The 23,367-nt window shown below is 58.0% G+C and carries 26 protein-coding genes and 1 riboswitch; of the genes, 5 read left to right on the top strand and 21 right to left on the bottom strand.

All coding sequences use genetic code 11. The features are described 5' to 3' along the window. Positions 1-73 precede the first annotated feature (73 nt). The 5 genes from moaE to moaA form a co-directional block, all read right to left on the bottom strand. Complete coding sequence (gene moaE / locus NR114_RS00225; RefSeq protein ID WP_234529461.1) at positions 74-541, bottom strand: molybdopterin synthase catalytic subunit MoaE; 468 nt, start codon at positions 539-541, stop codon at positions 74-76. A 2-nt stretch (positions 542-543) separates the two neighbouring features. Then, positions 544-789 (bottom strand): molybdopterin synthase sulfur carrier subunit, encoded by a 246-nt coding sequence (gene moaD / locus NR114_RS00220; protein ID WP_012005757.1) that lies wholly within the window; start codon positions 787-789, stop codon positions 544-546. Continuing rightward, positions 786-1,265, bottom strand: a complete 480-nt coding sequence (gene moaC, locus NR114_RS00215; protein WP_012005756.1) for a cyclic pyranopterin monophosphate synthase MoaC — start codon at positions 1,263-1,265, stop codon at positions 786-788. The genes moaD and moaC overlap by 4 nt, the downstream gene beginning before the upstream one ends. 5 nt (positions 1,266-1,270) lie before the next feature. Then, positions 1,271-1,783 carry a molybdenum cofactor biosynthesis protein B gene (moaB, locus tag NR114_RS00210; protein WP_234529443.1) on the bottom strand — a complete coding sequence of 171 codons (513 nt, stop codon included), beginning with the start codon at positions 1,781-1,783 and terminating at the stop codon, positions 1,271-1,273. Positions 1,784-1,932: 149 nt separating this feature from the next. Continuing rightward, the gene (gene moaA, locus NR114_RS00205; protein ID WP_020825724.1) at positions 1,933-2,919 is read right to left on the bottom strand and encodes a GTP 3',8-cyclase MoaA; all 987 of its coding nucleotides are present in this window, start codon (positions 2,917-2,919) and stop codon (positions 1,933-1,935) included. Continuing rightward, positions 2,906-3,048, bottom strand: a riboswitch (molybdenum cofactor riboswitch). It overlaps the preceding gene by 14 nt. 260 nt (positions 3,049-3,308) lie before the next feature. On the opposite strand from moaA, the gene yvcK reads away from it, so the two are divergent. Next, positions 3,309-4,226, top strand: a complete 918-nt coding sequence (yvcK, locus tag NR114_RS00200) for a uridine diphosphate-N-acetylglucosamine-binding protein YvcK (RefSeq protein WP_234529444.1) — start codon at positions 3,309-3,311, stop codon at positions 4,224-4,226. Between the two features lie 4 nt (positions 4,227-4,230). On the opposite strand, the gene NR114_RS00195 is transcribed toward yvcK, so the two are convergent. Then, positions 4,231-4,488: a VF530 family DNA-binding protein gene (locus NR114_RS00195; RefSeq protein ID WP_020825722.1), complete on the bottom strand. Its 258-nt coding sequence runs from the start codon at positions 4,486-4,488 to the stop codon at positions 4,231-4,233. Positions 4,489-4,596: 108 nt separating this feature from the next. Next, on the bottom strand, positions 4,597-6,609 hold the full coding sequence (gene uvrB, locus NR114_RS00190; protein WP_020825721.1) for an excinuclease ABC subunit UvrB: 2,013 nt from the start codon (positions 6,607-6,609) through the stop codon (positions 4,597-4,599). Between the two features lie 1,270 nt (positions 6,610-7,879). Here uvrB and NR114_RS00185 point away from each other — a divergent pair. Continuing rightward, on the top strand, positions 7,880-8,590 hold the full coding sequence (locus NR114_RS00185; RefSeq protein WP_041414306.1) for an ATP-binding cassette domain-containing protein: 711 nt from the start codon (positions 7,880-7,882) through the stop codon (positions 8,588-8,590). A 38-nt stretch (positions 8,591-8,628) separates the two neighbouring features. Here the strand turns inward: NR114_RS00185 and bioD are convergent, their stop codons facing one another. From bioD to bioB, 4 genes are read right to left on the bottom strand one after another with little or no spacing between them, the layout of a single operon-like run. After that, a complete protein-coding gene (gene bioD, locus NR114_RS00180; RefSeq protein WP_234529445.1) occupies positions 8,629-9,303 on the bottom strand; it encodes a dethiobiotin synthase in 675 nt (224 codons plus the stop codon). Then, the gene (gene bioC / locus NR114_RS00175; protein ID WP_234529446.1) at positions 9,296-10,063 is read right to left on the bottom strand and encodes a malonyl-ACP O-methyltransferase BioC; all 768 of its coding nucleotides are present in this window, start codon (positions 10,061-10,063) and stop codon (positions 9,296-9,298) included. The genes bioD and bioC overlap by 8 nt, the downstream gene beginning before the upstream one ends. Continuing rightward, on the bottom strand, positions 10,047-11,198 hold the full coding sequence (gene bioF, locus NR114_RS00170) for an 8-amino-7-oxononanoate synthase (RefSeq protein WP_234529447.1): 1,152 nt from the start codon (positions 11,196-11,198) through the stop codon (positions 10,047-10,049). The genes bioC and bioF overlap by 17 nt, the downstream gene beginning before the upstream one ends. Further along, positions 11,198-12,235, bottom strand: a complete 1,038-nt coding sequence (gene bioB / locus NR114_RS00165) for a biotin synthase BioB (protein ID WP_020825716.1) — start codon at positions 12,233-12,235, stop codon at positions 11,198-11,200. The genes bioF and bioB overlap by 1 nt, the downstream gene beginning before the upstream one ends. Before the next feature lie 90 nt (positions 12,236-12,325). Between bioB and bioA the strand changes: the two genes are divergently transcribed. Next, entirely contained in the window at positions 12,326-13,600 is a 1,275-nt protein-coding gene (gene bioA / locus NR114_RS00160) for an adenosylmethionine--8-amino-7-oxononanoate transaminase (RefSeq protein WP_234529448.1), read from the top strand. Positions 13,601-13,604: 4 nt separating this feature from the next. Here bioA and NR114_RS24240 read toward each other — a convergent pair whose 3' ends face one another. Continuing rightward, positions 13,605-14,006 carry a YkvA family protein gene (locus NR114_RS24240; RefSeq protein ID WP_048761208.1) on the bottom strand — a complete coding sequence of 134 codons (402 nt, stop codon included), beginning with the start codon at positions 14,004-14,006 and terminating at the stop codon, positions 13,605-13,607. Between the two features lie 165 nt (positions 14,007-14,171). On the opposite strand from NR114_RS24240, the gene NR114_RS00150 reads away from it, so the two are divergent. Beyond that, complete coding sequence (locus NR114_RS00150; RefSeq protein ID WP_176983683.1) at positions 14,172-14,654, top strand: kinase inhibitor; 483 nt, start codon at positions 14,172-14,174, stop codon at positions 14,652-14,654. Between the two features lie 94 nt (positions 14,655-14,748). Here the strand turns inward: NR114_RS00150 and pgl are convergent, their stop codons facing one another. Further along, entirely contained in the window at positions 14,749-15,744 is a 996-nt protein-coding gene (gene pgl / locus NR114_RS00145; protein ID WP_020825712.1) for a 6-phosphogluconolactonase, read from the bottom strand. A gap of 178 nt (positions 15,745-15,922) precedes the next feature. On the opposite strand from pgl, the gene NR114_RS00140 reads away from it, so the two are divergent. Further along, a complete protein-coding gene (locus tag NR114_RS00140; protein WP_020825711.1) occupies positions 15,923-16,747 on the top strand; it encodes a pyridoxal phosphatase in 825 nt (274 codons plus the stop codon). A gap of 34 nt (positions 16,748-16,781) precedes the next feature. On the opposite strand, the gene modC is transcribed toward NR114_RS00140, so the two are convergent. From modC to NR114_RS00100, 8 genes are all read right to left on the bottom strand, one after another. After that, positions 16,782-17,849 carry a molybdenum ABC transporter ATP-binding protein ModC gene (gene modC, locus NR114_RS00135; protein ID WP_020825710.1) on the bottom strand — a complete coding sequence of 356 codons (1,068 nt, stop codon included), beginning with the start codon at positions 17,847-17,849 and terminating at the stop codon, positions 16,782-16,784. After that, positions 17,850-18,539, bottom strand: a complete 690-nt coding sequence (gene modB, locus NR114_RS00130; protein WP_020825709.1) for a molybdate ABC transporter permease subunit — start codon at positions 18,537-18,539, stop codon at positions 17,850-17,852. Next, a complete protein-coding gene (modA, locus tag NR114_RS00125; RefSeq protein ID WP_129983918.1) occupies positions 18,536-19,309 on the bottom strand; it encodes a molybdate ABC transporter substrate-binding protein in 774 nt (257 codons plus the stop codon). Before modA ends, modB begins: the two co-directional genes overlap by 4 nt. Positions 19,310-19,472: 163 nt before the next feature. Next, entirely contained in the window at positions 19,473-19,622 is a 150-nt protein-coding gene (locus NR114_RS00120) for an AcrZ family multidrug efflux pump-associated protein (RefSeq protein WP_020825707.1), read from the bottom strand. Positions 19,623-19,791: 169 nt separating this feature from the next. After that, on the bottom strand, positions 19,792-20,577 hold the full coding sequence (locus tag NR114_RS00115) for an ABC transporter ATP-binding protein (RefSeq protein WP_256813845.1): 786 nt from the start codon (positions 20,575-20,577) through the stop codon (positions 19,792-19,794). Next, positions 20,574-21,608 (bottom strand): iron ABC transporter permease, encoded by a 1,035-nt coding sequence (locus tag NR114_RS00110; RefSeq protein ID WP_129983916.1) that lies wholly within the window; start codon positions 21,606-21,608, stop codon positions 20,574-20,576. Before NR114_RS00110 ends, NR114_RS00115 begins: the two co-directional genes overlap by 4 nt. A gap of 1 nt (position 21,609) precedes the next feature. Continuing rightward, complete coding sequence (locus NR114_RS00105) at positions 21,610-22,365, bottom strand: trans-aconitate 2-methyltransferase (RefSeq protein WP_234529449.1); 756 nt, start codon at positions 22,363-22,365, stop codon at positions 21,610-21,612. Position 22,366: 1 nt separating this feature from the next. Then, positions 22,367-23,362 (bottom strand): ABC transporter substrate-binding protein, encoded by a 996-nt coding sequence (locus NR114_RS00100; RefSeq protein WP_234529450.1) that lies wholly within the window; start codon positions 23,360-23,362, stop codon positions 22,367-22,369. Positions 23,363-23,367 lie beyond the last annotated feature (5 nt).

Here is a 23,367-nt window from a genome sequence, read left to right as displayed (position 1 = left end):
CTGCTATAAGCGTACCACATAAAACCCGATGGCAAAGCGGCAAAGGTATTGATTTGTTTCCGCTGTTTAACGGTTATTTATCTGCGTTATGCCAGCGTTCCGCCGCCTGGCGATCGCTGTCGCGCGCATCGACCCAGCGGTCTCCCTGCCCGACGGCTTCGCGTTTCCAGAAGGGCGCCCGGGTTTTCAGGTAATCCATAATGAACTCGGCAGCCTCGAACGCCATACTGCGGTGCGCACTGGTCACGCCAACGAAGACAATCTCATCACCGGGAAACAGTTCGCCCACGCGATGGATCACCGTCGCGCGCTGCAAGGGCCAACGGCTACGGGCTTCGTCCAGGATCTCGGCCAGCGCTTTTTCGGTCATGCCAGGGTAGTGCTCGAGCGTTAGCGCACTGACGTTATCGCCCAGATTATGATTGCGTACCTTGCCGGTAAAGGTGACCACGGCGCCATCATCGTCGCACTGCGCCAACCACTGGTATTCGTCGCCCACGCTGAACGGCGCTTCCCCCACGCGGATACGGGTATTTTCCACCATTAACCTCCGGTTACCGGTGGAAAGAAAGCAACTTCATCGCCGGCGCGCAGCGGATGTTCGGCCGCCACCAGCGACTGGTTCACCGCGGTCAACAGCTTGCCGGACTCCAGCGCCAATGCCCAACGGTCGCCACGTTCGCACAGCGCCTTACGTAGCGCTTCAACCGTCGGGTAATCTGCCGGCATCGATAAATCGCCGGTGCCAACCAGTTCGCGTACCTGAGCAAAAAAAAGAATATTAATCATAGTTCCACCTTAAAATCACCGGATTTGCCGCCGCTTTTCGCCAGCAGCCGCACCGGGCCGATCACCATGTCTTTCTGTACCGCTTTACACATGTCGTAAATGGTCAATGCGGCCACTGAAGCCGCGGTTAACGCTTCCATTTCAACACCGGTCTTGCCGGTCAGTCGGCAACAGGTTTCAATCCGCACCCGGCTGTGTTCCGGTTGGGCCTCCAACTGCACTTCGACCTTGCTCAGCATCAGCGGATGGCACAGCGGGATCAGCTCCCAGGTGCGTTTCGCCGCCTGAATACCGGCGATGCGCGCCGTGGCGAACACGTCGCCCTTGTGGTGGCTGCCCTCGATAATCATCGCCAGCGTGGTCGGCAACATCTCGACGAAAGCTTCGGCGCGCGCCTCGCGCACCGTTTCTGCTTTGGCTGAAACGTCAACCATATGGGCTTCGCCCGCGGCGTTAATGTGAGTTAGCTGCGTCATAATTTTTATTTCTTCAGATGTGGCAGAAAGTTGCACGGGCGATGACGCGCGTCCAACTGCTCTTCAATAATGCGTTCCCAGGCGGTGCGGCAGGCGCGGGTTGACCCCGGCATGGCAAAAATGACCGTCTGGTTGACCATACCGGCCAGCGCGCGTGACTGGACCGTGGCGGTGCCAATCTCTTCGTAAGACACCATGCGGAACAGTTCGCCGAACCCTTCCACTTCGCGATCAAACAGCGGCAGCAGCGCTTCGGGGGTGTAGTCTCTGGCGGTAAAGCCGGTGCCCCCAGTGATCAGCACGGCCTGTACCGTTTCGTCTGCAATCCACGTGGAAACGCGTGCGCGGATCAGGTATTTGTCGTCTTTGACGATGGCGCGATCCACTACCCGGTGTCCGGCTTCAAGCGCCGCTTCTTGCAGGTACTGGCCCGAGGTGTCTTCCGCTTCGCCACGGCTGTCCGAAACGGTCAAAATAGCGATATGTACCGGAATGAATTCACTGCTGGCATGACTCATTGTTCACTTTGCTCCTATTCATAGGATACCCAATAGATTTCAAGTTGCAGCTAGGCGGCAAGGCCGTAAATCCCCAGGAGCTTACTCAGGTAAGTGACTGGGGTGAGCGCCCGCAGCCAACAACGCTGCGGCTTGAAAGATGCCGGGGATCAGCCGCCGATAAACGACAGGTTCTGCGTTATGCCACTGTTACCCTGATGCAGGAAGTGAGTCTGTTTCTTACTCAGCAGCCCGCCCTGGATGCGGTCCTTCAGTTCATCAAGCTGCTGATCATTCGTCAGCAGATCGCGCAGACCAATACCCTGCTCGCCGAACAGACACAGGTGTAAATTGCCGATAGCGGAAACACGCAGCCGGTTGCAGCTGGCGCAGAAATCTTTTTCATACGGCATGATCAAGCCCACTTCACCCTGATAATCCGGATGGCTGAACACCTGCGCCGGGCCGTCGCTGCGGCCGCGCGGCTGACGCTGCCAGCCCTGCTGTTCCAGCTGCAAACGGATCACTTCACCGGAAACGTGGTGCTTGCGAAACAGATCGCCCCCCTCGCCGGTTTCCATCAGTTCGATAAAGCGCAGTTGAATCGGACGGTCTTTGATCCAGTTAAGGAAGGCGCCCAGCTGTTGGTGGTTCACGTCACGCATCAGCACCGCGTTGACCTTCACCTTGCTGAAACCGGCGGTAAAGGCGGCGTCGATGCCGTCCATCACCTGGCGGAACTTGTCCTGCCCGGTAATGGCATGAAATTGGCGGGGATCCAGGCTGTCGACGCTGACGTTGACCGCCGTCAGGCCGGCATCACGCCAGCCGGCGACGTCGCGTGCCATACGGTAACCGTTGGTGGTCACGGCGAGCTGGCGGATGGCCGGGTTTTCACGCACGGCGGCGATGATCTCGGTGAAATCGCGGCGCAGAGAAGGCTCTCCGCCGGTCAGGCGCACTTTTTCGGTGCCCAGTTCGGCGAATGCGCGACTGACGCGTCGGATCTCATCAAGCGACAAGAATGTTTTCGGGCTGCCGTTCGGGCGGTAGCCGTCCGGCAAGCAGTAGGTGCAACGAAAGTTGCACACGTCGGTGATCGACAGGCGCAAGTAATAGAACTTGCGCTCATAAGCATCAATGAGTTGCGGCACCATAACACCTTCCAAAGTCGGGAGATGCGAACGTTTCCGCTCTGCACCCTGGTGGCTGACTTCGCCACGGCCCAAGCGCCATATTGTTCGCAGGAACAACGTAGGCCCAGAGGCTAGGAGTTTTGGTCTCAGTTCCCGCAGTCGGAGTAGCCGGAACGAAACCGTGGTTTTCATCGGAATTCTAGCGCTAAACAAACGCGATAGCCAACGCGCAATTTCGCTATATAATTGTGTATACAGCGATTTTAGGCGATTCCTAATCTGGTAAACCATGATAAACAGCCTTTAGGGAGACGAATTGACCGGAATCACGCAAACCACACTCTTTTTCGCGTTTTTACGCCAAATCCGCTACTTTATGCGGGCAGTTAAGCCCCCTTGTAAGGAAATTTATGCGTAATCGAACCCTGGCCGATCTCGATCGGGTAGTGGCATTAGGCGGCGGTCATGGTCTTGGTCGCGTGATGTCTTCCCTGTCGTCTTTAGGCTCCCGTTTAACCGGTATTGTCACCACCACCGATAACGGCGGTTCTACCGGCCGTATTCGCCGTTCGGAAGGGGGCATTGCCTGGGGCGATACCCGTAACTGCCTGAATCAGTTGATCACCGAACCGAGCGTGGCTTCCGCGATGTTCGAATACCGCTTCAGCGGCAATGGCGAACTGTCTGGGCACAACCTCGGCAATCTGATGTTGAAAGCCCTGGATCACCTGAGCGTACGCCCATTGGAAGCGATCAACCTGGTGCGCAGCCTGCTGAAGGTGGACGCGGCGCTGATTCCGATGTCCGAACAGCCGGTGGACCTGATGGCGCACGATCATGAAGGCAACCACGTTTACGGCGAGGTGAATGTCGATCAACTGACCGACATGCCACAGGAGCTGATGCTGTCGCCCTATGTCAACGCGACGCGCGAGGCGCTGGATGCTATCGCGCAGGCCGACGTGATCCTGATAGGACCGGGCAGTTTTCTGACCAGCCTGATGCCTCTGCTGTTGCTCGATGACCTTACGCAGGCTCTGCGTCGCAGCAGCGCCAATATGATTTATATCGACAACCTCGGACGCGAATTAAGCGTCGCGGCGGCAGCCTTGACGCTGATGAACAAGCTGGAATTGATGGAGGCGAAAATTGGCCGCCAGATGATTGATGCCGTCATTGTCGGGCCAACGGCGGATACCCGTGAAGTGCAGGATCGGGTGGTGATCAAACAGCCGCTGGAAGCACAGGATATTCCTTACCGCCACGATCGTCAGTTGCTGCGCCAGGCGCTGGATCAGGCGTTGATCGAGTTAGGTGCCCGCGCCTAAGCGTTTATTTGCCGCCACGTAGCCACGGGTTATCGCTGGCGGCCTGCTCAACCATGTCGAGATAAAGATCTTCCACCTGTTTGCGCGCCCAGGGCGTGCGACGCAGAAATTTCAGGCTGGACTTGATGCTGGGATCGCTGCTGAAGCAGTTGATGCGAATGCGTTCAGCCAGCCCTGACCAACCGTAGTTTTCCACCAGTTTATTCAGAAGCTGTTCCAGAGTGATGCCGTGCATCGGGTCTTTGGACTGGTGTTGGGTCATGGTCGGTGGCTCGCAGTAGTCAAATGGCCGCACACCATAATCAGCTTTGGCGGAGGCGACAAGGATTTTATGTTTTGGCGGCGCCGCGGTCTGCAGCGCGCCAATGGGTTATGAAATGGCAATAAACTGCTCGCGCAGCTGGTGGATTTCGTCACGCAAGCCCGCCGCCTGCTCGAACTCCAGGTTTTGCGCGTGGGTATACATCTGCGCTTCCAACTCGCGAATCTTCTGATCCAGCGCTTTTGGCGTAAGATTTTGGTACTGGGCGGCGTTTTCCGCAGCTTTGCCCTTCCCTTTGCCCTTGCTGCGGGTACTGGGTTTGCCCAACTGCAAAATATCGGAAATTTTCTTGTTCAAGCCCTGCGGTACAATGCCGTTTTCTTCGTTGAACGCCTGCTGTTTGGCACGGCGACGCTCGGTCTCGCCGATCGCTCTGGCCATCGAGTCGGTAATTTTATCACCGTAGAGGATAGCTTTACCATTGAGGTTACGCGCCGCACGGCCAATGGTCTGGATCAATGAACGTTCGGAGCGCAGGAAGCCCTCTTTATCGGCATCCAAAATCGCCACCAGCGACACCTCTGGCATGTCCAGCCCTTCACGCAGCAGGTTGATACCCACCAGCACGTCAAACTCGCCCAGGCGCAGGTCACGAATGATTTCGACCCGTTCCACGGTATCGATGTCCGAGTGCAGGTAGCGCACCCGCTCGCCATGCTCTTCCAGGTATTCGGTCAGATCTTCCGCCATGCGTTTGGTCAGCGTGGTAACCAGCACACGCTCGTTGATCGCCACCCGCTTGCGGATTTCAGAAAGCAGATCGTCCACCTGGGTGGTCACCGGCCGCACTTCGATTTGCGGATCCAGCAGCCCGGTTGGGCGCACCACCTGATCGATAATGTCACCACCGGATTTTTCCAGCTCGTATTTGCCCGGCGTAGCAGACACATAGATAGTCTGTGGCGCCAGCGCTTCGAACTCTTCAAAGCGCAGCGGGCGGTTATCCAGCGCCGACGGCAGGCGGAAACCGTATTCCACCAGTGTTTCCTTGCGTGAACGGTCGCCTTTGTACATACCGCCGATTTGCGGAATGGTCACGTGGGACTCGTCAACCACCAGCAGGCCATCCGCCGGCAAATAGTCAAACAGCGTCGGCGGAGGCTCACCCTCGCCGCGCCCGGACAGGTAGCGCGAATAGTTTTCAATGCCGGAGCAGTAGCCCAGTTCGTTCATCATCTCCAAATCAAACTGGGTGCGCTGCGTCAGACGCTGTTCTTCCAGCAGCTTGTTATTGGCCAGCAGCACCTTGCGCCGCTCGGCCAGATCCACCTTGATCTCTTCCATCGCCTGCAGGATCCGCTCACGCGGCGTCACATAGTGCGATTTGGGGTAAATGGTAAAACGCTGCACCTCTTGTTCGATCTGGCCGGTCAGGGGATCAAACAGCGAAAGCCGTTCGACCTCTTCGTCAAACAGCTCGATGCGCAGCGCCAATTCATCCGATTCCGCCGGGAAGACGTCAATCACTTCACCCCGCACGCGGAACGTCGCGCGCTGGAAAGCCTGATCGTTGCGGCTATATTGCAGCTCCGCCAAACGGCGCAGGATCGCCCGCTGATCGATGATCATGCCTTTGGTCAGGTGCAGCATCATCTTCAGGTATAAATCCGGATCGCCCAGGCCGTAGATCGCCGATACCGACGCCACCACGATCACATCGCGACGTTCCAACAGCGCTTTCGTCGCGGAAAGGCGCATCTGCTCGATGTGTTCGTTCACCGAGGCATCTTTTTCGATAAAGGTGTCGGAGCTGGGGACGTAGGCCTCCGGCTGATAGTAGTCGTAGTAAGAAACGAAATACTCGACCGCATTCTCGGGAAAGAACTCTTTCATCTCACCATACAGCTGCGCCGCCAAAGTTTTATTGGGCGCCAGCACCATGGTGGGCCGGTTGAGATCGGCGATCACATTAGCGACGGTGAATGTCTTGCCCGAGCCGGTTACGCCCAGCAGCGTTTGGTGAGCCAGGCCGTCTTCCAGGCCCTCTTCCAGCTTACGGATGGCTTCCGGCTGGTCGCCGGCCGGCTTGAATTCGGAATGCAGTTTGAACGTTTTACTCATTGACTCGGCTACCCTGTGGAGATGCGCGCGCTCAGGCGGCCATGGAGCTGCTGCTCGGTGAATGGCCTCTAATTATGGAAAGCCCCGGCGATTTTCGCCAGTGCCTATGATACTGGATATAAAACCAGCTTCAAGCGATTCGTCGCTTTGGCGTGCGTCAAACCGGGCTGCATGCACCGCCAGGGTTACAGTCGCGTGACATTTTTATTGTCAATAACAGTTTTATCCCCAAAATCCGTCACGAATTAACTTATTGATAGCACTGTGGCCAAAAATCATACATAGACACTTCATCAATACAGAGGCCGCTTGATTTTAGTTAATTTATTGATAAATAATGAATTTATAAAAGAGACGAGATTGCGGACAAAGCGAACAGAACCCGCGTCCGCTCTCGCTTTAAACCGGTTTTCTAAATCTAATGCACAAGGTTATCCACAGGAATAGTGGATAACTCTCACCGCCCCGCCCCCGGCGGGAGTTGCAGAAAGAACGCTTTTTGGCGTTTCTTCTCGCCAAGATGGCTTTTTTAGTTATTTTTTCACAAAAATATCGCTTTGTTTATGCCGATTAATGCTAAAAATCCCCATTGCCAAAAACAGATTCATCCCATTGTTACCCTCAACTGCTGCATCTTGCGGCGACAGGCGAAATAGTTTGCACCATAACTATTCCTGGCAGCACTGGAAGAGTGCAAAAATTGTCCGCGTTAACTTTCGACCCTATTTTCACCAGGTCTGCCTGGGCCGCTGTAGGCGCGCCAGACCGTTAACAAGGCAATAACAATCTCTGATTTACAGCGTTCAAAAAGTTGGCCCAAGGGTTGCATTACCCTTTCACGGCGAAAGTGGGCTCGGGGAAATCTACGCCCCGAAACGGCAGAATGAGCTGCTCGGGGTTTAGCGTCACGCCAATGCGAATCAACTGACATTGGCGACATAAACATGAGAGAGCGCTGACGAATGGCCTTTAGGTGCCATTTTCACCTATGTATTGCTCGCTTAAGTCAAAACTTAACTACCTCGTTGAAGGTAGCAGATCAGCATTTTGTTCCAGACATTGAAACACTCGGGAAAGAAACCGCTAAGGCGGAAATCGCAGTAGGGAGTGGATTAAGCGAGGAAGAAGGGGTTCGTCCCCCTTCCCTGCACCGGCCGCCCTGCGGTTCCGGCAGGTGAAATCGGCGCGGCCTGTTAACGCCGCGTTACGCTGACGCCCGCTAGGGGCGTACAACCACGAGTGGAAGACAGGTCTTTGAGGAGAATGCCGGATGTTAAGTTTAAGGTCAGTGAATCAGTTTTATGGGCAAAACCATACCTTGTGGGATATCAATCTGGAACTGCCGCGTGGCCAATGCACGGTACTTATCGGCCGTAACGGCGTGGGAAAAACTACGCTGGTCAATTGCATCATGGGCCATTTGCCGGTAGTCAGCGGCAGCATGACCTGGCAGTTGGCAGACGAACCCCCGCAAAATCTGCTGCAGCAGCCGGTAGAAACCCGAACGGAGCTGGGGATCAGCTACGTTCCCCAGGGGCGACAGATATTTTCGCAACTCAGCGTTGAGGAAAACCTGCAGGTGGCGCTGATGGCCGGACGCGATAAATCCCGCCGCATCCCGCCGTTGATTTATAACCTGTTCCCCAACCTTCGGGAGATGCGCGGACGTCGGGCCGGCGATTTGGGCGACGGTGAACAGCAGCAGCTGGCGATTGGCCGCGCACTGGTACTGGAACCAGAACTACTGATCCTCGACGAACCCACCAGCGGTGTTCAACCGTCTATCGCCGCCGATATCGGCAACGTGATCCGCAAACTTAACCGGGAACTGGGCATGACTATCCTGCTGGTGGAGCACAAACTGCCCTTTGTCCGCCGCGTGGCAGATCGCTTTTGCCTGATGGATAAGGGCCGCAGCGTGGCGGATGGTACGCTGGAACAGTTGGATGAGGACTTGATCAATGCCTATCTGGCGGTGTGACGAACAGGATATGGGGGGAGAAATTTCCCCCAGTCCCTTTATAACACGCTCAAATCCAGATACTGCCCCAGCGCCTGGCGTTCGGCTTCGGGCAGATGGGGGATCTCCCCCAGCAGCGGGGCCGGTAACATGCGGCGCAGCGTGGCCATATATTCCTGATGGCGGCGACCCGGTGCGCAGACGTCATTGGCGATCCAACCGACCAGCGGCAATCCCGCCTGCCGGATAGCCTGTGCGGTCAGCACGGCATGGTTGATGCAGCCCAGCCGTATTCCCACCACCAAAATGACCGACAGTTGTTCCTGCTGCACCCAGTCGGCAAAGGTATGTTGCTCACTAAGCGGTGTAAACCAGCCCCCGGCGCCTTCGACCAACAGCCACTCGGCCCGCTGCTCCAGGTGACGTAACCCGGCGGAAAGCTGAGCCAGTTCGATCGGCCGCCCTTCGTCGGCGCTGACAATGTGCGGTGAGGTCGGTTCTGCAAACACATAAGGGTTTACTTCGTCATAGCTTAGCGCCACCGCGCTGTTGGCCTGCAATGCCAACGCATCGCCGTTACGTAGCCCTTCCGTGGTCATCTCGCTGCCTGAAGCTACCGGTTTGTAGCCGGCCGTGCGGTAACCCGCCAAATTGGCTGCCTGCAGCAAGGCGCTACTGGCCACGGTTTTGCCCACTTCGGTATCGGTGCCGGTGACAAACCAACGCTTAATCACGATAAATCACTCCATAAACCAGATGATAGCTGAGCGGAAATTGTCCACGACGGCAGGGATAGGCTGCCTGCAAGGCGGCGAGGCGTTGTCGGGACAGTAACCCAGCCTCTCGTCCCTGATGCAAATGGGTCGCACCTATCCCCTTGAGGGATCGCATCAACGCCATTACGTCCGGGTAATTCAGGGTTTGCCATTCCGCCTGCAGGTGATGGCGATAACCCGCACAGGCCGCCTCAATCTGCGCCAATGGCAGAAAATCATTAACATGGCGCTCACCGTCCACCTGCTGCCAGGCGTCACCCAATTCATGCAGCGAACCTTCAGCCAGGGTGGAAAATAAAATCACGCCGCCCGGGCGGGTAACGCGGTACAACTCTGCCAACGCCCGCGGCAGATCGCTGCACCATTGCACCACCAGGCTGCTGAAACTGATATCCACGGCAGCATCGGCTAAGGGAACATTTTCGATGTCGCCCAGCAGATAATGATCCGCTGCCTGCTGCTGGCGGGCAAAGGCCAGCATGCCCGGTGCCAAATCGAGCGCCGTCACCTGCTTGCCCAGTTCACGCCAGCGGCGGCTGAAATAACCGGTGCCACAGCCGGCATCGAGCAGTTGCTCGCCCCGGTGCTCCTGCCCCATCCCCAGTAAGCGCTCACCCACATCACGCTGCAATACCGCTGCCGCGTCATAACCCACGGCCGCACGGCTAAAGGCCGAGGCGACCGCTTGCTTGTTAACCTGTTCAAACGCTGACGTCATGCAATACCTCCAGCAGACGATCGATATCCTGTGGCTGATGCGCCGCCGTCAGGGTAATACGCAAACGCGCACCGCCCGGCGGTACCGTTGGCGGGCGGATCGCACTCACCCACAGGCCTTGCCCCCGCAGGTGCTGCGCCAAATCAAGCGCTCGCTGATTATCCCCCACCAGCAACGGCTGAATGGCGGTTAGAGACTCCGTCAGCGTCAGCGACAACTGGGCCGCCCCCTGGCGAAATCGCTGAATATTCGTATTCAACCGCGTGCGTAATTCGTCGCCCTGCTGGATACAATGCAACGCTGCCTGCAGCGCACAGGCCTGTGCCGGCGGCATCGCCGTGCTGTAAATCAGATGGCGGGCAAACTGCAACAGGTATTCGGCCGTAGATTCATCGCACAGGACCGCAGCGCCACTGAGGCCAAAGGCTTTGCCGAAAGTGACCACCAACAACTCGGGCCGTACGCCCTGCTGCCAGCAACTGCCGCGCCCCTGCTCACCCTGAACGCCAATGCCATGTGCGTCGTCAACCATCAGCCAGGCGCCTGCCTCGCGGGTCAAACGGTGCAGCTCTGCCAATGGGGCACTGTCGCCGTCCATGCTGAACACCCCTTCGGTGACCGCCAACGTCTGGCCGCTGCAGGGTTTTGCCAGCAAATCGGCCAACGCCTGCGGTTGGTTATGGCGAAAGCGTCGGAGTTGGGCCGGTGAGTGAGCTGCCGCCTCCAGCAGCGAGGCGTGGCTAAGCCGATCGGCCAGGATGCGATCCTCGCCCTGCATCAGCGCCGCCAGCAGCGCCTGATTGGCGGCATAGCCAGAGATAAACAGCAGCGCGCGCGGATAGCCCAACCACTGCGCCAATTGTTGTTCCAGCGCCTGATGCGCGGTACAAAAACCGGTGACGTGGCCGGAACCGCCGGACCCCACGCCATATTGCTGCGCGCCCTGCTGCCAGGCAGCGATCACCTGCGCATTCTGGCTCAGGCCCAGATAGTCATTGCCGGAAAAATTCAGGTAGCGTTGGTCGTTAAGCTGAAGATGGCGGCCATTGCCGCCCTGATTCACCAAACGGTAGCGGTAAGCGGCACTCTGTTGCCGCTCCTCCAGCGCCTGTTCAATACGTTGTTGCCAGCTCATTACAGCGCCGCGTTGTAAAACTCAGCGGTATCGGCCTGCATCAGGCGCGCAGCCAGCACTTCTTGTTGCTGGTTGTCGCCGTGCTCGGTTTCGGTCTGCTGCGGGTTGAGGCCCAGCTTGCGGAACAATTGCAGATCCTTGTCCTCTTCCGGGTTTGGCGTGGTCAGCAGTTTGCAACCGTAGAAGATGGAGTTGGCGCCGGCCATAAAGCACATCGCCTGGGTTTGTTCGTTCATCTGCTCGCGACCGGCTGAAAGACGCACGTAAGAAGACGGCATCATGATGCGTGCTACTGCGATAGTACGAATGAAATCAAAAGGATCAACGTCGTCGTTGTCCGCCAGCGGCGTCCCCTTAACCTTCACCAACATGTTGATCGGCACGCTCTCCGGCGGCGTGGGCAGATTGGCCAGCTGTACCAGCAGCCCTGCGCGGTCACGCACCGTTTCTCCCAGCCCAACGATGCCACCGGAACAGACTTTGATACCCGCACCACGCACCTTGCCCAACGTATCCAGGCGTTCCTGATAGCTGCGGGTGGTGATGATATTGCCGTAGAATTCCGGCGAGGTATCCAGGTTGTGGTTGTAATAATCCAGCCCGGCTTCGGCCAAGCGTTCCGCCTGTGAGCCATCCAGCGTGCCCAGGGTCATGCAGGTTTCCATCCCCATGGCCTTCACGCCTTGCACCATCTGCTGCAGGTAAGGCATATCGCGCTCGTGCGGGTTTTTCCATGCCGCGCCCATACAGAAGCGGGTCGAACCGTTGGCCTTGGCCTTGCGCGCCGATTCCAGCACCTGTTCCACCTGCATCAACCGCTCCGACTCCAGGCCGGTTTTGTAGCGGGAACTCTGCGGACAGTACTTGCAGTCTTCGGGACAGGCGCCGGTTTTGATTGATAACAGCGTGCTCACCTGCACCTGACGCGGATCAAAATGCTGGCGGTGAACCGTCTGGGCTTCAAACAATAACTCAAGAAGGGGTTTATCAAACAGGGTCTGGGCGAGACCCACTGTCCAGTGAATGCGATCGGCCATCACGGCGTCTCCAAAAATGAAAAAAGTGTCGTCAGTTTAGATATTGTGGATATACTGTCAACCATTACACACATGATTTGGTTTACAAGTATGTCTATCACTGACTCCGACCTGGAATTCGATCAGCGCCATATCTGGCACCCTTACACCTCGATGAGCCACCCACTGCCCTGTTATCCGGTAGAGGCCGCCAGCGGCGTTGAACTGCAATTGGCCGATGGCCGACGCCTGATTGACGGTATGTCGTCCTGGTGGGCGGCCATTCACGGGTATAACCACCCGCAGTTGAACCTGGCCGCCACGCAGCAGTTGGAAAAGATGTCGCACGTGATGTTCGGCGGCATTACCCATCCCGCTGCGATTGAACTGTGTCGCAAGTTGGTCGCTATGACGCCGGAAGCGCTGCAATGCGTGTTCCTGGCGGATTCCGGATCGGTGGCGGTGGAAGTGTCGCTGAAGATGGCGTTGCAATACTGGCAAGCGCGCGGGGAACGGCGGCAGCGCATTCTGACCCTGCGTCACGGCTATCACGGCGATACCTTCGGCGCGATGTCGGTATGCGATCCGGACAACTCGATGCACAGCCTGTATCAGGGCTATCTCGCGCCGCACCTGTTCGCTACCGCGCCGCAGTGCGGTTTCGATCAGGCCTGGGATGAAAATGATATCGCCCCGTTCGCCGCGCTGCTGGAACAACACGCCGGTGAAGTGGCGGCGGTGATCCTGGAACCGGTGGTCCAGGGAGCGGGCGGCATGCGCATCTATCACCCGACTTACCTTAAACGAGTACGCGAACTCTGTGACCGCTATCAGGTGCTGCTGATTGCCGACGAGATCGCTACCGGCTTCGGACGCACCGGCAAGCTGTTCGCCTGTGAACATGCCGAGGTAGTACCGGATATTCTGTGTCTGGGCAAGGCGTTGACCGGCGGCTATATGACGCTTTCCGCCACCCTGACCACCCGCCACGTGGCGGAAACCATCAGCAACGGCGCTGCGGGCTGCTTTATGCACGGTCCTACCTTTATGGGCAATCCTTTGGCCTGCGCGGTGGCGAATGCCAGCCTGTCGCTGCTGGCGGAAAACCGCTGGCAACAGCAGGTGGCCGCCATCGAGACCCAGTTGAAACAGCAGCTATTGCCGCTGAAAATGCAGCCAAAAGTAGCGGACGTGCGGGTATTGGGGGCGATTGGCGTAGTGGAAATGCGCGAGCCGGTGGATATGGCGCAGCTACAGCGCGGATTCGTCGAGCGCGGCGTGTGGATCCGCCCGTTCGGCAAACTGATTTATTTAATGCCGCCTTACATCATCGAGCCTGAACAGCTCAGCAAACTGACCGCCGCAGTCACCGCCGCGGTCCAATAACAGATTACCAATGCTGGTCCAGATAACGGGCCAGCAATACCAGACACAACACCCACAGCAAAATGATCATTACCGCCGCCATCCGCCCGGTAGGATTGTCGATACGCCTTTGCGCCTTCTCGCGGAACTCCACCATCAGCGGCTTGGGGATCAACCGCACCGCCAGCATTATGCCCAGCGGCACAATAATCACGTCGTCCAGATAGCCCAGCACCGGAATAAAATCCGGGATCAGATCGATAGGCGATACCGCATAACCCGCCACCAGCAGGGCGATCAATTTGGCATACCAGGGCGTGCGCCGGTCACGGGCGGCCAGCCAAAGAGCATAAATGTCGCGCTTGATGCCCTTGGCCCAGCGGCGCAGCCAACCAAACCACGGCGTGCGTTTTTTTAATGAAATCATGATTGCTTGTATCGATCTGTGAATTATTGATGTCGCGTATGTAGCTTCGGCGTTAACGAGGATAACTCATAGAGCAGGCCGCTGGCGAGGCGCAATGAGGCTTGTGTTATTACGTCAAAAAGGTCTAGCTTAGGCATTCAGCTTTTACCGACCAATGGAGTCATTATGAGCTTTCGTTTGTACAGCAACGATTTGCAGGACGGCGCGAAAATGCCGGAGCGCCAGGTATTCAACGGCATGGGTTATCATGGCGATAATCTGTCGCCGCATCTGGCCTGGGACGGCGTGCCGGAAGGCACCAAGAGTTTCGTGATTTCGGTATACGATCCCGATGCCCCGACCGGCTCCGGCTGGTGGCACTGGGTGGTAGCCAATATCCCGGCTGCCACGCGTGAACTGCCGCAGGGCGCAGGTTCCGACAAGGGCGGCTTACCGGCCGGCGCCGTGCAGACCCGCACCGATTTTGGTTCCGCCGGCTATGGCGGCGCGGCGCCACCGCAGGGAGAAAGCCACCGCTATCACTTCACCGTCCACGCACTGGACGTAGAAAGTATTGAGGTGGATGAAGGTTCCAGCGGCGCGCTGGTCGGTTTCAACGTGCACTTCCATAGCCTTGGCAGCGCCACGCTGACGGTGAAATACAGCTGATTTTCGGGAAAAACAACCCCAACCCGAGAGACTGTAGGGGCGCAGCAAGCTGCGCCCTCATTATTCATTCACCCTTACGGCAACCGGGTATCATTTACTTCGCTAATACGCTTACCCACATCGGGCCTTTACCCACCGGGTAACGTGCCAGAGTGGTCAGCTTGCCGCTGGCCTGATCGATTTCATATACCCCGATATGATCGGACTTCTGACCGGACGAGATCACAAAGCGGCCGCTGTGGTCGATGTTGAAGCCGCGTGGCTGCTCTTCAGTCGGGTGGTAGCCAACGACCGACAGGGTGCTGCCGTCTTCGGAGACGCTGAAAATGGTCAAAATGCTGGCGGTGCGGTCGCTGGTGTAGAGGAAGCGGCCATTCGGCGTGAGGTGAATATCCGCCGCCCAACGGGTGCCGTTGAAATCGGCAGGCATGATATCCAGCGTTTGCGCCAGGGTGTATTTAGCGCCGTTTTCACTGATGGCCAGCACGTCTACCGTGCCGTCCAGCTCGTTGACGCAGTAGGCAAATTTGTCGTTAGGGTGGAATGCCATGTGGCGCGGGCCAGCACCGGCGGCGGTTGCAACCGCTTCCTGAGCATGCGGCGTCAGTTCACCCTGTTGATCCAAATTGAACAGACGAATGCGATCTTCTTTCAGGCAAGGCACCAGCAGCAGCTGATTGGTCGGATCGATATTGGCCGAGTGCGGCGCAGTTAACCCGTCAATCTGCTGAAGAGGTGCGCCCACTACGCCGTCATGGCCGATCGGACTGACGCTGGCGCAGTTGCCGCTGTAGGAGGCGGAGAACAGATAACGCCCCTGCAAATCGGTGGAGATATGGGTCGGGCTGCCCGGCAGCGGTGCCATGCCCGCCTGTTGCAGCGTGCCATCCGCCTCGATGCGGTAGCTGACAATGCCGAACGCCGGGCGCACGCCGACGTACAGGTGCGTTCGGTCCGGGTGGATCGCCATCGGTTGCACCTGACCCGGGACTTCGACGGTTTGCAGCAGCGCCAGGGCCCCTGCATCGCCTAACTGCCAGACGTGAATTTGTTGGCTTTCCGGGCTGGCGACATAAACGATTTGCTTCATGTGTTCTCCTTGAATAGGGTAAGAGAGAAACCGGTTTCAGGTTTTTCGGTTTCCCCTAGCTTACCTCACATCCGTGACATAACAACCCTGTGTTGCTGAGGAAATCTGTGCTGTTTTATCCATCGCTTATCCGGTGTACCATCGGTTTAATTTTGTTGCTAACGATAATGAGATCCCTATGAGCTACCGCGTCATTGCCCTCGATCTGGATGGCACCCTGCTGGACAACCAAAAACGCATTTTACCGCAGTCGCTGGCAGCCCTGGCGCAAGCGCGCGCTGCCGGTATCAAAGTGATTGTCGTCACCGGCCGCCATCACGTGGCGATCCACCCGTTTTATCAGGCGCTGGAGATAGACACCCCGGCAATCTGCTGCAACGGCACCTATCTGTATGACTTCCAGCAGCAAAAAGTGCTGGCCGCCGATCCGCTGGCCAAAGATCAGGCCAAACTGGTGCTGCAAATGCTGAAACAAAGCGGCATTCACGGCCTGATGTACGTGGACGACGCCATGCTGTATCAGGAACCCAGCGGCCACGTCACCCGTTCACTTGCCTGGGCGGAAACCCTGCCACCGGCGCAGCGCCCAACGCTGTTGCAGGTCAACAGCCTGGTACAGGCGGCCGATGAAGCACAATCCATCTGGAAATTCGCCACTTCGCACGCCGATATTCCCGCGCTGCGCCAGTTTGCCGAAACGGTGGAAAAAGAGCTGGGGCTGGCCTGCGAATGGTCGTGGCACGATCAGGTCGATATCGCCAAAGGCGGCAACAGCAAAGGGAAACGCCTGCAGCAGTGGGTCGAGTCGCAGGGCCTGAGCATGGATCAGGTAGTGGCGTTCGGGGATAACTACAATGACCTCAGCATGCTGGAAGCGGTAGGTCTGGGCGTGGCGATGGGCAATGCCGATGACGCTATCAAGCAGCGCGCCGATTTGGTGATCGCCGATCACCTGCAGCCCGGCATCGCCGAGGTGATCCGCACGCGCGTGCTGGGTCAGTAATTTGTGATTGCTCTCCCCGCGGGGAGGGCGCTATTTAACGCGCCTCGCGGCTGATCGACACGCTTTTCACCTGCGCATACAACCATTGACCCGGTCGGATCGCCAACTCATCACGCGCCCACGGCGTAATACGCGCCCACAGCACGCTCTCTCCCACCGCCAGTTTCACCTCCACCTGTCCATCCACGTCCAGGCACTCGGTCACCTTGGCCGGCAGTACGTTGCGGATACTGCTGTTGACCGGCGGCTGCAGCACTAATGAAACGTCGGCGGCGTTGATTCGGATGCGCAGTTGAGCGCCCAACGCGGCATCGACTCCGCTGACCCACAGGCGTTGGTCGCCCAACGCCAGGGCCGTCATGGCGTAGCGCGCATGATGTTCAATTACGCTGACGCGCAGCACGCTGCTCTGATCTTCACGCTGCAACCATGGCCGCAGTGCGCTGCTGGCCCACACTTCTTCCAGCCCGCCGAATGCCCTTACCTGACCGTTATCCAGCACCATCACCTGCTCGGCCAAACGCAGAATTTCATCCATGCTGTGGCTGACATAAAGGATCGGCGTATTGACGTCCTGAGCCAACCGCTCCAGATACGGCAGCAGTTCGCGCTTGCGCGGCAGGTCCAGCGACGCCAGAGGTTCATCCATCAGCAGCAACTCCGGCGCGGTCAATAAAGCACGACCAATCGCCACCCGCTGCTTTTCACCGCCGGACAGCGTCAACGGCAGGCGGTTGAGCAAAGGTCCGATACCCAGCAATTCAACAATGTTGTCGAACTGAGCACGCATACTGGTCGCCATACCGTATTGCAAGTTGCCACGTACCCGATAATGCGGGAACAGGCGCGCGTCCTGAAACACGTAGCCAATCCGCCGCTTCTCCGGTGGCAGGCACAGGCCGCTGGCGGTATCCACCAGCGTACGGCCATTGAGCACAATGCGGCCTTGCTGCAGGCGCGTCAGGCCGCCAATGGCATTGATTAAGGAAGTTTTACCCGCACCCGACAGGCCAAAAATCGCGGTGATGCCCTGCGCGGGCAGATCGGCGCGCACGTTAAGGTTTAAATCCCCAAGGCGTTGGGAGAAATCCAGCTCCAGCATTTACACGCCCATCCGTTTACGACCCCAGCGGGCCAGCCACTCGGAAACCATCAGTGAAAGCAGTGACAGCACTATGGCAATCACGCACAGGCGCGCGGCGGCGGCTTCAGCCCCCGGCGTTTCAATCAGGGTATACATCGCCAGCGGTATGGTGCGCGTCTCGCCGGGAATGTTGGAAACAAAGGTAATGGTGGCGCCGAACTCGCCCAAAGAACGGGCAAAGGCCAATACCACACCGACAATCACGCCGGGCAGCGACAGCGGCAGCGTGATGGTGAAAAACACCCGCCACGGGTTGGCCCCCAGGGTGCGGGCAGCCTGCTCCAGCCGGGTATCCACCGCCTCCAGCGCCAACCGGATGGCGCGCACCATCAGCGGGAACGCCACCACGGCAGAAGCCAGCGCCGCACCGCGCCAGCTAAAGCTGAAACTGAAGCCAAACCAGTCATACAGCCATTCACCAATCACGCCGCGCCGCCCCATGGCGATCAGCAATAAATAGCCGACCACCACCGGTGGCAGTACCAGCGGCAGGTGAATAATACTGTCCAGCAGCGATTTACCCGGGAAGCGGCAGCGTACCAGTACCCAGGCCATCAGAATGCCAAAGGGTAAACTGCACACCACCGCCAGGGCGGACACTTTCAGGCTCAGTTCAACGGCCTGCCACTCGTACTCACTCAGGATCATTTACGCGGGGAGAATCCATAATGTTTGAAAATAGCAGCCGCTTCCGGGCTCTTCAGGTAGCTGTAGAACGCGCTGACGGCCGGGGTTTGATGACCTTTCACAATCGCCATCGGGTATTCCACCGGTTTGTGGCTGTCTTCCGGGAAGATGGCCACCACGCTGACTTTATCACTGGCTACCGCGTCTGAACCATAAACAATGCCCAATGGCGCTTCGCCACGTTCTACCAATGCCATGGCGCTGCGTACGTTGTTGGCCCGGGCCAACTTAGGTTCCAGCACGGTCCAGGCTCCGAGATTCTGCAGCGCTTCCTTGGCATAAATGCCGGCCGGTACATGATCCGGATCGCCCACCGACAGGCGGCCGCCATTGAGCAGTTTTGCCCAGTCGGTTTGCTTGTCGAGCGTGATTTTAGCCGGTTTGGCGTCTTTTGCCGCGATCAACACCAGTTCGTTGCCCAACAGGGTATAACGGGTGTCTTTGACCATTTGCTGTTTGTCGATGGCGTAATCCATCCACTGCTGATCGGCAGAGATAAACAGATCGGCCGGGGCGCCCTGCTCAATCTGGCGCGCCAGCGTGGAAGAAGAGGCGAATGAGGAAACCACCTGCACATCCTTGCCTTTCTGGTATTGGGTCGCGATATCCTGCAGTGCGTTAGTCAGCGAGGCGGCCGCAAAAACGGTAATTTTATCCGCTGCCGATGCCTGCATAACCATACCGGATGCCAATACGATACCGCCGACCCACTTAGTCCATTGCTGTTTCATTGTTTTCTCCGCAAGTTAACGTGCATTATCACTCTTCGTTATATAAAAAATAATATAACGTCGCGCAGAAGCTTGTCATGCGGTTTATCGGCAGGGTGTGAGATATCTTGAGAAACACCTGCCGAACGACGCCGGCAGGCTTTGAAATGGGGATGGGTAACGATCAGTGCTGGGTACGATTTTCTTTCGAACGGCCCACTTTGGAGAAAATGTTGAACACTTCCGCCAAACCGTAGATCAGGCCGAGGATGATGGCCATCACAACCGGAACCATGACCACAGCGAACAGCAAACTTTTCAATAAATCCAACATGGTAGCCTCACTTAACTGCCCATTGAGCGGTAATGAACACCGCCACGTAAATTCTAGTTTAAACCAAAAACCCGACTAAAACGGGGTTATTTTAAAGACTGGGCGGAATTTGTAACCGGCCAAACGTGCCATTTGTGCTCCGGTGGCGCCTATCGGCCTGCGGCGCACGCTATTGAACAGGGTAATAGATCAGCGGCGCGGCATAATCGCTAACCGCCGCCAGCCTGGCCTCTACCCCATAAACCCTGTCTATCGTCTCCGATGTCAGCACCTGCTGCGGGGGGCCGAACGCGTGTAAACCGCCCTGCTTTAACAACATCAGCCGGTCGCAGTAGCAGGCCGCCAAATTCAGGCCGTGCAGCGAAACCACTACGCTGATGCCCAGCCGCCGCAATAACGCCATAAACTGCTGCTGATGGGCAATATCAAGATGGTTGGCAGGCTCATCCAATAACAGCCATGGCGTTTGTTGCGCCAGCGCGCGTGCCAGATGAACGCGCTGCTGTTCCCCGCCGGACAGCTGATGCCATTCACGCTCGGCCAGGTGCGAAATGCCGACCTGCTCCATCGCCTGGCCGGCAATGCGATAATCTACCGCGCTGAACCCTGCCCAGCGGCTGGCGTAAACCAGACGCCCGAGCAGCACCACGTCTTTCACCGCAATGGCAAAGGCGCCGGGCCCGGACTGTTCGAGGAAAGTCATGGATTTGGCTCGTTCGCGCCCTTTCATTGAGGCAATATCGGTTTGCTGCAAATACACCCGGCCACGGTTGGGGGGAATCAATCCCGCCAGTAACTTGAGCAGCGTAGATTTTCCGCTGCCGTTGACGCCGAGCACGCCGGTAATTTCACCGGGCCGGGCGTGAAAACTGAGGTTATTCAGCACCACTCTTTCTGCCGTTGACCACCCCAACCCTTCGGCACGCAGCCCCGATAACCGGCTTTCAATGTTCATGCGTTTATTTTCCGATACAGCAAGGCGAGAAATACCGGGACACCCAACAACGCGGTCAAGACGCCCACCGGCAGTTCACGCGGTTCAAACAAGGTTCTGGCCAGGGTGTCCGCCGCGACGGCAAACAACGCGCCGCACAGCGCGCTGGCCGGCAACAGCAACCGGTGACGCGGCCCGACCAGCAGTCTGGCGACGTGCGGCACCGTCAGCCCAATAAACCCCACCGCGCCGCTGAATGCGACGATAACGGCCGTCAGCGCCATGGTAATGCCGTACAGCAGCAGCTTCAGCGGCGCCACCGCCACTCCCAACGACGCCGCGGTCAGGCCGCCGAACGCCAATGCGTCCAGCTCACCCGCTTTCATCCAGCAAATCGCCAGTGCCGCCGCCAGCAGCAGAGCGCAAAGCCCCACCTGCGACCAGCGGGCGTCACTGAAGGATCCCAGTAACCAGAACATCACGCCACGCGTGGCGTTAGCGTCCGCTTGCCACAGGGTAATCAGCGAGGTCAGTGCCGAAAGCAGTTGCGTGACCGCGACCCCCGCCAAAATAAACAGCGATGACTCGGCGTTCAAGGAACGCCCGGCGAGCAGTAAAACCAGAGCAAAGGCCCCGGCCGCACCGATAAATGCTCCGCCAGACACCGACAACAGGCCGCCGCCGAGCCCCAACACCAGCACCAGAACAGCGCCCACGCCCGCCCCGGAAGAGATCCCCAGCACCCAGGGATCGGCCAACGGGTTGCGCGTCAGCGACTGCAGGACGGTGCCGGCCAGGGCCAGACCGGCCCCTGCCACCGCGGCCAACAGCGCCCTCGGCATTCTCAATGACCAGATTATCCGTTGATAAATCTCGCTACCGTCCTCGGCGTTAGCGGCGCCAGGGGCAGACAAAATACGCCACGCGTCATGCAGCGATATTGGCGCCGGTCCGTACAACAAGGCAGCGAGCAAAAATAGCGGCAACGCCAGCGCCAGCATGCACAACCAACCGCCTGAACGCCTGGCCCCCCGACGAACCGATCCGTCCATACTATTTCCAGCCTGCAATCACGTAGTCATCCAGCAGCTGCCAGACCGGCCCTACTTCGGTAAACCCCGCCTGCGTCAGGCTGGCAAGTTGGAAATCCAATGCCGTCGCCGGAGGGACAGGACGCCCGGCGAACAGCTTTTCCCGCTGTTGCCGATATTGCGCCAGCTCCGGCAGCTGCTGCACCTTGTCAAACCACTGCTCCCAGTCTTCGACACCGTTGCGCCAGGCCTGTTGCTGCGTCTGGTTATCGTGCAGTTCAGCCAACGTTTTAACGCGTGGCTGTCGATGGTCATAACGCTGGTGGTCAGCATTCAAAAATACGCCCCCCTTGGGCAGCCGTTCGGCGATGTTGCGATACAGCACCGTCAGCTGTTCCGGCATTAACCAGTGCAGCGCCGTGCTGGAAACCACCGCGTCAGGCGTTGCCCCCTCGAGCAATGAGAAACACTCAGGATCGGCGAGATCGGCCTGAAGAATGCGGATCCTGTCGCCATATTCCGCCAGGGCACCGCGGGCGATAGCCAACAGTAACGGATCGAGATCCATCGCCGTCACTTTGGCCTGTGGGAAACGCTGAAGGATGCGCAGGCTTAGCGATCCCGGCCCACAAGCCAGATCTAGTACGTGAAAATCCTCGCCGACCGAAAGCGCTAACACGTCGAGTTGGGCATTAAAACGCGCTTCTCGCTCGGCGATGTAAGCCCCTTGTTGCTGATCCCACGAGGTCAACAGTGAGGAGAATGAAAGAGAGGACATATCAGGGTTCCTTTTTGAGAATGGATGATCCTAGGGCCTGTTGCTGCAGGCCCTGAATTAAACGTTGCAAGGCTGCCAGGGTACGCACCGAGGGATCCAGGTCGTAGCCGGGCAAAATGACATAGCGTTTTTGGCGCACGGCGCGCAGGGTTGAGGTCAGGGGGTGATGCTCCAGAAAATGGATCTTATCTTTGGCACTGTCGCCGAGGCCGCCACGAGGCAAATCGCCCAGCACAATCACGTCGGGATCGCGGGCGGCAATGGTTTCCCAGGATACGGTGGGCCAAAGCTCGGGCAGATCCCTAAACAGATTTTGACTGCCAATCTGACGGGTCAACAGTGCAGGTGCGCCGCAGCACCCCGCCACATAAGGGGTTTGCGTACCGGCATACCACCAAAGTAGCCGCTGTTGGGGCAAGGACACCGCCTGTCGCTCCAGTTCCCGCAGTTGTGACTGCTGCTTTTTAATTAAGCGCTCAGCCACGCCGGTGACGTGAAAAATTCGGGCAATTTCACGCAATTCGGCAAAAATACCCTCGAAGCTCGCCGAGCGGCTTACGGTACTTTGTTGGCCACTGCAGACGTCAGGCGAGAGATAGGTGGCGATTCCCCACTCCGTCAGCCGATCGCGGCTGGGCGTTTCCGGGCTGTTAAACCAGTAGTAACTGGCCGAATAGACCAAATCCGGATTGAGCAACAGCAAAGGTTCCGCCGCCGGCGGTGCGGCGGCCGACAGCTGGCTCAGGGCTTTGCCCCACGTCGTCGGAGACGGAGCCGTATCCCGTGCATAGTCATAACCGATAATGCCGACGATGCGCTGCGCCAGTCCCAGCGCCAGCAGGTTTTCCAACGCGGGGTTGGCGTAAACCAGCACCCGCTCAGGCGCCGTGGGGTAGCGGTACGCCTGGTCACAGTTATTGAGGGTGACAGCACCGGCCTGTGCCAGCGCATGAAACGACAGGCCCAGCGCCACCAGCAGGCAGATTATTGACTGCATAGCGG

Origin of the sequence: Serratia sp. Ser99 (assembly GCF_024519545.1) — a bacterium.
Taxonomy (GTDB): Bacteria; Pseudomonadota; Gammaproteobacteria; order Enterobacterales; family Enterobacteriaceae; genus Serratia; species Serratia liquefaciens.
Note: the sequence above shows the minus strand (reverse complement) of the source record. Positions and strands in the feature narration are given on the sequence as shown.